The sequence below is a fragment of the Oceanobacter sp. 5_MG-2023 genome (assembly GCF_030548165.1).
Classification (GTDB): Bacteria; Pseudomonadota; Gammaproteobacteria; order Pseudomonadales; family Oceanobacteraceae; genus Oceanobacter.
Window position 1 is genome coordinate 125,078 of sequence record NZ_JAUORS010000011.1, and the last position, 6,635, is coordinate 131,712.

The window sequence follows — 6,635 nt, forward strand, 5'->3', positions numbered from 1 at the left end:
TTGTTATGCTGTTTAGGGTAATATTCTGACGAAAACAGGGACGACTTGTCATAAATTTGACAACGGCCGGCCACCAACGCCCAAGGTAGACAATCGATGAATACCGCTATGTATGAATAAGCCCGCGGCGACAGATGGCCCTGTCTCTCCTGTTCTGTCAGGCTGGTTTGACAGTCATTGCCACTTTGACTTCCCGGTTTTTGCGCAAAACCGTCAGGCGGTGTGGCAGCACTGTGAAAGTCTGGGGCTGACGGGCCTGATCGTGCCAGGAATTAGCTGTGAGCAAGGCAAACAACTGGCGTCGTTTTGCCAGGGGCGGCCTTGGTGGTTTGCCCTGGGTCTGCATCCTTTTTTTATTGATCAGCACACGATGGACGATCTGGACTGGCTGGAGCGTGCATTGGTGACATCGGACTGTGTCGCGGTGGGGGAGTTTGGTTTGCACCGGGTTCGGCAGATGGACCCGGCGATACGCCTGCGTCAGCGGCGGTTGTTTGATGCCCAGCTACAGCTGGCGCAACAATATCGACTGCCGGTGATCCTGCATGGTGTTGGTGCGCATGATGAGATCATTCTGGCACTGCGACAAACCCGGTTTGACCAGGGGGGTGTTATCCATGCCTTTAGTGGCAGTGAACAGCAGGCCCGGCAGTATCTTGATCTGGGTTTTCGGTTGGGGCTGGGTGGGCTGTTATTACGGCCCAATGCCCATCGGTTGCGCCGCACTGTGCAGCAGCTGCCACTGGACGCCTGGTTACTGGAAACCGATGCACCGGATATGGCTCCGGCAGTGGTTGCCAGCGCGACCAATTCACCGGTTTTTTTACCATTAATCGGCGTTGCTCTTGCACGCCTCAAGCGCGTTACTCCCGCCACCGTGCGTGCCGCACAGGCTGCCCGTATTGGTCAGATATTCAGGCGTTCTACGGATCTTTCCATATAACCTAAAAGTTATATTTTTTTATTTTTCAAAAGGCATTCGTATTAATGTCACTCTAAAGTATGAGATTGATGGGCTCTCAGTTTCTTATTCATGATCAAAATGTTGCCTTTTGTAAGGTGAAATTGATCATTGGTGGGGAGTGGCCTCATTATCGATAGCGATGGAATAACAATAACAATAACAATAACAGTAATAACAACAACAGCAGAGTGACTGGTTCATCAGACGCGCGGCTGCCAGGTAAATAAAAACATGAAAATAATAAGTATGCTTGTGTGGTTGCTGGGTATGGCAATGCCATCCTGGGCAGAGTTGCCGGATAGTGAGATTAAACGATTACAGCAGGACCTGACGCCCCTGGGGGCGGAGCGCGCAGGTAATGGCAGTACCATTCCGGCCTGGACGGGCGGCTTGCCACAAGATCAAGGGCCGTGGGAAACCGGTTTTCATCCCGACCCTTATGCCGGCGAGAAGCCGCTGTTGCGGATTGATGCTGGCAACCTCGGTGCTTATCAGGACCAGCTGACCGAAGGACAGCGTCAGCTGCTGCAGCGTTACCCGGATATGTATTTGAATGTCTACCCCAGCCACCGTTCAGCGTCGTACCCTGATTATGTTTATGATGCCATCCAGTCCAATGCCGCCACGGCACAGTTATTACCGTATGGCTCGGGGGTTACCGGCGCGGTGATGAGTTCGCCGTTTCCGATTCCAGCCAATGGCCTGGAAGTACTCTGGAATCACACCCTGAGATTTCGGGGGCAGACGGTCTCCTACGAAGCAGTCAGCTCCTTGATCACCACCAACGGCCAGCGAATGGACACCTTGCGGGAGTACAACTATTACTTCAAATACAGCGAGGCGGACATAAAATCATCCGAACTGGAAAACAAAATCTTTCTGTTAACACGAAAAACACTGGCACCAGCGCATCAGGCCGGCAGCCTGACCCTGGTCCATGAAACCCTGGATCAGATGCGAGCGCGGCGCAAGTCGTGGGTGTATACACCGGGTGCTCGACGGTTACGCCGGACACCGGATTTGGCATACGACACACCGGACCCCAACAGTCAGTCGTTACGCACCATTGACCAGGTCGATATGTTTAACGGTGCTCCCGATTATTACGACTGGGATTTGCAGGGCAAACAGGAAATCTATATTCCATACAATGCCTATCGGGTACACCAAGGGGATCTGGCGCTGGACGATATTCTGGCCAAACATCACCTGAACCCTGCCTTGCTGCGTTATGAGTTGCATCGGGTGTGGGTGATCGAGGCCAACTTGCGGGTTGGCTTCAGTCACCGTTATAGCAAGCGCCGTTATTATCTCGATGAAGATTCGTGGTCGATTGTGTATGCCGAAGAATACGATCAGCACGGAGCACTGATACAGATGACGGAAGGGCATTTGATCAACTACTACGATATGCCCTTGATGATGACCACGCTCGAAGTCACCTATGATTTTCCATCCGGACGCTATTACACAGAAGGGCTGGATAACGAGCGGCCGCGCAGCTTTCGCTTTTTTGATACCGGTTTGAATGAAAGTGATTTCTCCACCAATGCCATCCGTCGTCAGGCCAGACGCTGACAGCCAGAAAGCAGGCGGCTACACTACGGACTTTTCTGGATAAGGATATACTGTGGTGAAGGTCTTTTATTGCCGGTTCTGGCCTTGTTGAACAAGGTGTTCAGACCGCGATCGTGGCGATGGAGCCAATGCCGTTATTTACTGCTGGGCATTCCACTGACGGGATGCCTGGCTCTGGCGGATGCCGAGCTACCGGAAAACTTCGCAGAGCTGTCGGACGATGTACAGTCGGTGATTCTGGAGTTTATGTTCTTTCCGGATCGGGCCAATAAGGTCTGGGGAAGAGACCTGGCTGTTTCCGGAGTGCGGTCACTGGTGAAGTATCTGGATAATTACCATACCCAGGTACGTATCGACTTTGATGCCGGGACCATCCATATCGAAAACCGTGGCAGTAAAACACCACTGCAAGCGCTGACACACGCTATCGAAGCGACCTTGCTGACCCCGGCGGACCCGGCAGCGGTGGATCTGCGCACTGCTGCCGACTTTGGCCTGACCGGAACGCCGTTTCTGGCCGGCAAGGTAAAAGATCACGATGGCCAGCTGATTGAATATTCCTGGCGTGCCCGACGTTATGCCGAATACCTGGTGGCTAACCAATTACAACAAGAAAGCAATCGTTACTGGGTCTCGATTCCGATGGTGCAGGAATTTCAACAGGTCAGCGCCCAGCAATATGGCACTCTGGTGCAACAGGCCGCGATTCGTTACAGCGTACCGGCGCCACTGATTCTGGCTATTATTGAAACCGAAAGCAGTTTTAACCCGTTCGCCGTGTCGCCATCCGGTGCTTATGGCCTGATGCAGGTAATGAGTCGGACGGCAGGCAAGGACGTATATGAAAAAATCTACCAGCGCAGTGGCAGCCCCGGTCGTGATGTCCTGCTGCGTCCAGAACAGAATATCGATATTGGTACTGCCTATCTGTCGATTTTGCGGGATCGTTATTTACGCGATATCCAGGGCACCGAAAAACAACTGTATTGCATGATTGCCTCCTACAACGGAGGGGCAGGGAACCTGTATAAAACCTTCCACAGTGACCGTGAAAAAGCCGTTGCCCGCATTAACGCCATGTCGGCCAGCCAGGTGTACCGCACCATTCTATCCAGTCATCCCAGTCAGGAATCCCGTAACTATCTTAAAAAAGTCTCCGCTGCCCAGACGCGTTATGGCGGTGGCACATGACCAGTGTGATGCATTATCCCCCGGCGGACTTGTTGGCCGGACTGCAACAGCACGACGTTTGGTCCAATGCCGGCTTGGAACCGGTTACGCTGGAACATGGCATACAGCTCTGGTTGCTGGCTATCCAGCAGGGACGACTGTTCAATAGTCAGGAAGTAGCGGCTCTGTGGCGGTATATGCCGTATTGGGCATTTGCCTGGGCAGGAGGACGCGCCATGTCCAGCTATTTGGCCAGGCACCCGCAGCTGGTGGCCGGCAAGCGGGTGTTGGATGTCGGGTGTGGCAGCGGCATAGCGGCGATTCAGGCTGCGCGACAGGGAGCCAGTCGAGTGGCCGTCTGTGATATTGACCCGCTGGCGACCCTGGCTGCACAACACAATGCCCGGTTGAACGGAGTGGTTCTGGATTCGGTGAACGAGCATGATTGGGATGGCTTTGATTTGTACCTGGCTGGTGATCTGTTGTACGACCCCAGCAGCCACGGATTGCTCAATCGCCTGAACGATTGCATTCCAGCGGGGCTGACGGCAGAGCCTGTTAACGCCTGGCAGGCGATATCTGACAGCCAGTCAGCCAATGCAATGCTTGCTGCGACAGCTTGCCCTGCCTCTGCCGCGCTGGATCGCGGACACTTTGCCACCTTGCCGGCCATCGGTGATTTTGATCAGCAGGTTTTGATAGAAATCCACGCTATGCCCGTCGCTCCCTGACCCAGCTGTGATAACCTCGCGGCATGATCACCCCAGAATATCGCTTCAGAATATAGCAACGGAGATTATTATATGCGTCGAGTTATCACACTGACTGCCATGCTGGCAGCATCCCCGGCGTGGGCCTTGACCGCCACGGAACTGGATGTGTGGATTAAATCCATGCCAACAGTACAGGTCTGGCTGGATCAACACGAAGATGCGATGCCACAAGGGAATGCGGCAATGACAGACGGCATGGCCGCGATGTTCCAGGAAGGTATCAACAGCCTGAAAACATCGGGATTGTATGGTGAATTCAGCCAGCAACTATCCGCCGCCGGATTTGACAGCGTTGAACAATGGACCCGGATTACCACCGAAATCAGCCTGGGCATGCTGGCAGTCGATATGAACGAGCAAGGTGGAAGCCGTGCCCAGGTACAGCAGCAATTGGCTCAAGTACAGCAAATGCGCAGCAGCGGTAATATGCCAGCAGAGCAACTTAACGCCATGGAATCGATGCTTCGGGGAACATTGACAATGATCGATGAAATGGAATCGGTTGATGCTGCCGACAAGGCACTGGTTCGTGACCGCATGACGGAGCTGCAGGAACTTATACAATAAACAGAGGCTGAACAGACCGCTGTTATCTCCTGTTGCAGATAGCCGATATACCTGACGATAGTCTCCGGTTGGTTACTGTTTTCCGTTCAGCAAAAACAGCAACCAACCAGGCAGGATCAACCGGTTGCGAGATAGCGCTAGTAGAAGCCGATATTGGATTCCAGCGGCGACAGGCTGGAAACGGCAGCAACCGCCTGGTTGCGCCATTGACGCCGAAACGCAGCCGGTGTTTGCCCAGTCCACTGCTTGAAAGCCCGCTCGAATCCACGACGATCAGAGAACCCCAGTTCATTAGCCAGCTGCTGCACATCTTTACTGGTACGTTTCAACGCCGCCGCAGCGCGTACCAAACGGCAATGCTTGCTTAATTCCGAGAACTGGCTGCCTTCTTCTTGTAGTCGCCGAGTCAATGTCCTGGCGCTGGTGCCCAATAAATCAGCCACCGCCTCCTTGGTCATTGGCAGACAGGTGGGCCAGTAATAAAGAATATGGCGTAACTTGCGACTGAAAGGGCGTTCCGTGTCTTCCGAGCGCCAGGGGACTTCCGCTCCCTCGAGCATGGCTTCCAGGAACGGCATGGCTTTCTTCATCGACTTGTCGAGATAGTCGCTGGAGAAACTGATCCAGTTGCAGCTTTCGCCATAACGAACCGGCACACCAAAATAACGATCGAGTTGATCCCGGTACTGAGGAGGAGGCTGCTGAAAACCAATACCCGTAATATTGTAGAAGCCGTTACCCAGTCGGGAACCGACATCATGAATACCGGCCGCGACCAGCTCCGCTCGGGTCTGACGCGCTTGCGCGCTCCCCTCACTGACATAAAACACTACCTTGACGGCCTGCTGCCCGATAAACACATCGGGAGAATGGCTATCGCTGATCAGTGGGTAATAACGTCGCAACTGTGACAGCGCATCACGTCCCGTACGGCATTCACTCAATAGATATGCCAGTAACCGGAAGCGCCGCCAATCCAGCCGACTACCCATCATCACGCCGATGGCCGGTGTCTTCAGGAATTGGCCAGCCTGTTCGACGATACGATCAAACACAGGCACAGGAAATTGTAGTTGGCTGCTACCCCAGTCCTTGGCCAGCTCAGGAAGCTCGTCAGGGTTCAGGCCCCGCTCACGCATGAGCTGGAACAAAGGATGCAACGCGGCCGACGTCAATGTCGGAGTAAGATATGCACTCATAAGTAATGTCATTGTTGTTATTTTTGTTACAGGTAACGTATCACCGCCACCGGCTTCAGACCACCCCTGTAGAGCGCTTTTTCATCGCTATCTGGCTTTGCGCAGCAGATCCTGTCTTCTTTGTTGATAAGCCTTGACAGACAGGGAGGCTCTCCGTATTATATGCAACCTCTGACGCGGGATGGAGCAGTCTGGTAGCTCGTCGGGCTCATAACCCGAAGGTCGTAGGTTCGAATCCTGCTCCCGCAACCATTTATTCAGTGTGCGGTTTAGGTCAGAGTAGCAACAAAAAGTAGTAAGATGATGTCGCGGGATGGAGCAGTCTGGTAGCTCGTCGGGCTCATAACCCGAAGGTCGTAGGTTCGAATCCTGCTCCCGCAACCA

General features: G+C 53.6%; 6 protein-coding genes and 2 tRNA genes. 7 read left to right on the forward strand and 1 reads right to left on the reverse strand.

Annotated features, from left to right (window positions below):
* Positions 1-112 precede the first annotated feature (112 nt).
* From Q4551_RS09495 to Q4551_RS09515, 5 genes are all read left to right on the forward strand, one after another.
* Positions 113-943 (forward strand): TatD family hydrolase, encoded by an 831-nt coding sequence (locus Q4551_RS09495; protein WP_303433336.1) that lies wholly within the window; start codon positions 113-115, stop codon positions 941-943.
* Between the two features lie 252 nt (positions 944-1,195).
* Positions 1,196-2,542 (forward strand): DUF1329 domain-containing protein, encoded by a 1,347-nt coding sequence (locus tag Q4551_RS09500; RefSeq protein ID WP_303433337.1) that lies wholly within the window; start codon positions 1,196-1,198, stop codon positions 2,540-2,542.
* A gap of 69 nt (positions 2,543-2,611) precedes the next feature.
* Positions 2,612-3,733 (forward strand): murein transglycosylase domain-containing protein, encoded by a 1,122-nt coding sequence (locus tag Q4551_RS09505; protein WP_303433338.1) that lies wholly within the window; start codon positions 2,612-2,614, stop codon positions 3,731-3,733.
* Entirely contained in the window at positions 3,730-4,443 is a 714-nt protein-coding gene (locus Q4551_RS09510) for a methyltransferase (protein ID WP_303433339.1), read from the forward strand. The genes Q4551_RS09505 and Q4551_RS09510 overlap by 4 nt, the downstream gene beginning before the upstream one ends.
* Before the next feature lie 72 nt (positions 4,444-4,515).
* Positions 4,516-5,052: a hypothetical protein gene (locus tag Q4551_RS09515; protein WP_303433340.1), complete on the forward strand. Its 537-nt coding sequence runs from the start codon at positions 4,516-4,518 to the stop codon at positions 5,050-5,052.
* A 137-nt stretch (positions 5,053-5,189) separates the two neighbouring features.
* On the opposite strand, the gene Q4551_RS09520 is transcribed toward Q4551_RS09515, so the two are convergent.
* Positions 5,190-6,251, reverse strand: a complete 1,062-nt coding sequence (locus Q4551_RS09520) for an AraC family transcriptional regulator (RefSeq protein ID WP_303433341.1) — start codon at positions 6,249-6,251, stop codon at positions 5,190-5,192.
* A 175-nt stretch (positions 6,252-6,426) separates the two neighbouring features.
* On the opposite strand from Q4551_RS09520, the gene Q4551_RS09525 reads away from it, so the two are divergent.
* Together Q4551_RS09525 and Q4551_RS09530 are read left to right on the forward strand one after the other, a co-directional pair.
* Positions 6,427-6,503: transfer RNA gene (locus tag Q4551_RS09525), tRNA-Met, on the forward strand.
* 55 nt (positions 6,504-6,558) lie between these two features.
* A tRNA-Met gene (locus tag Q4551_RS09530) sits at positions 6,559-6,635 on the forward strand.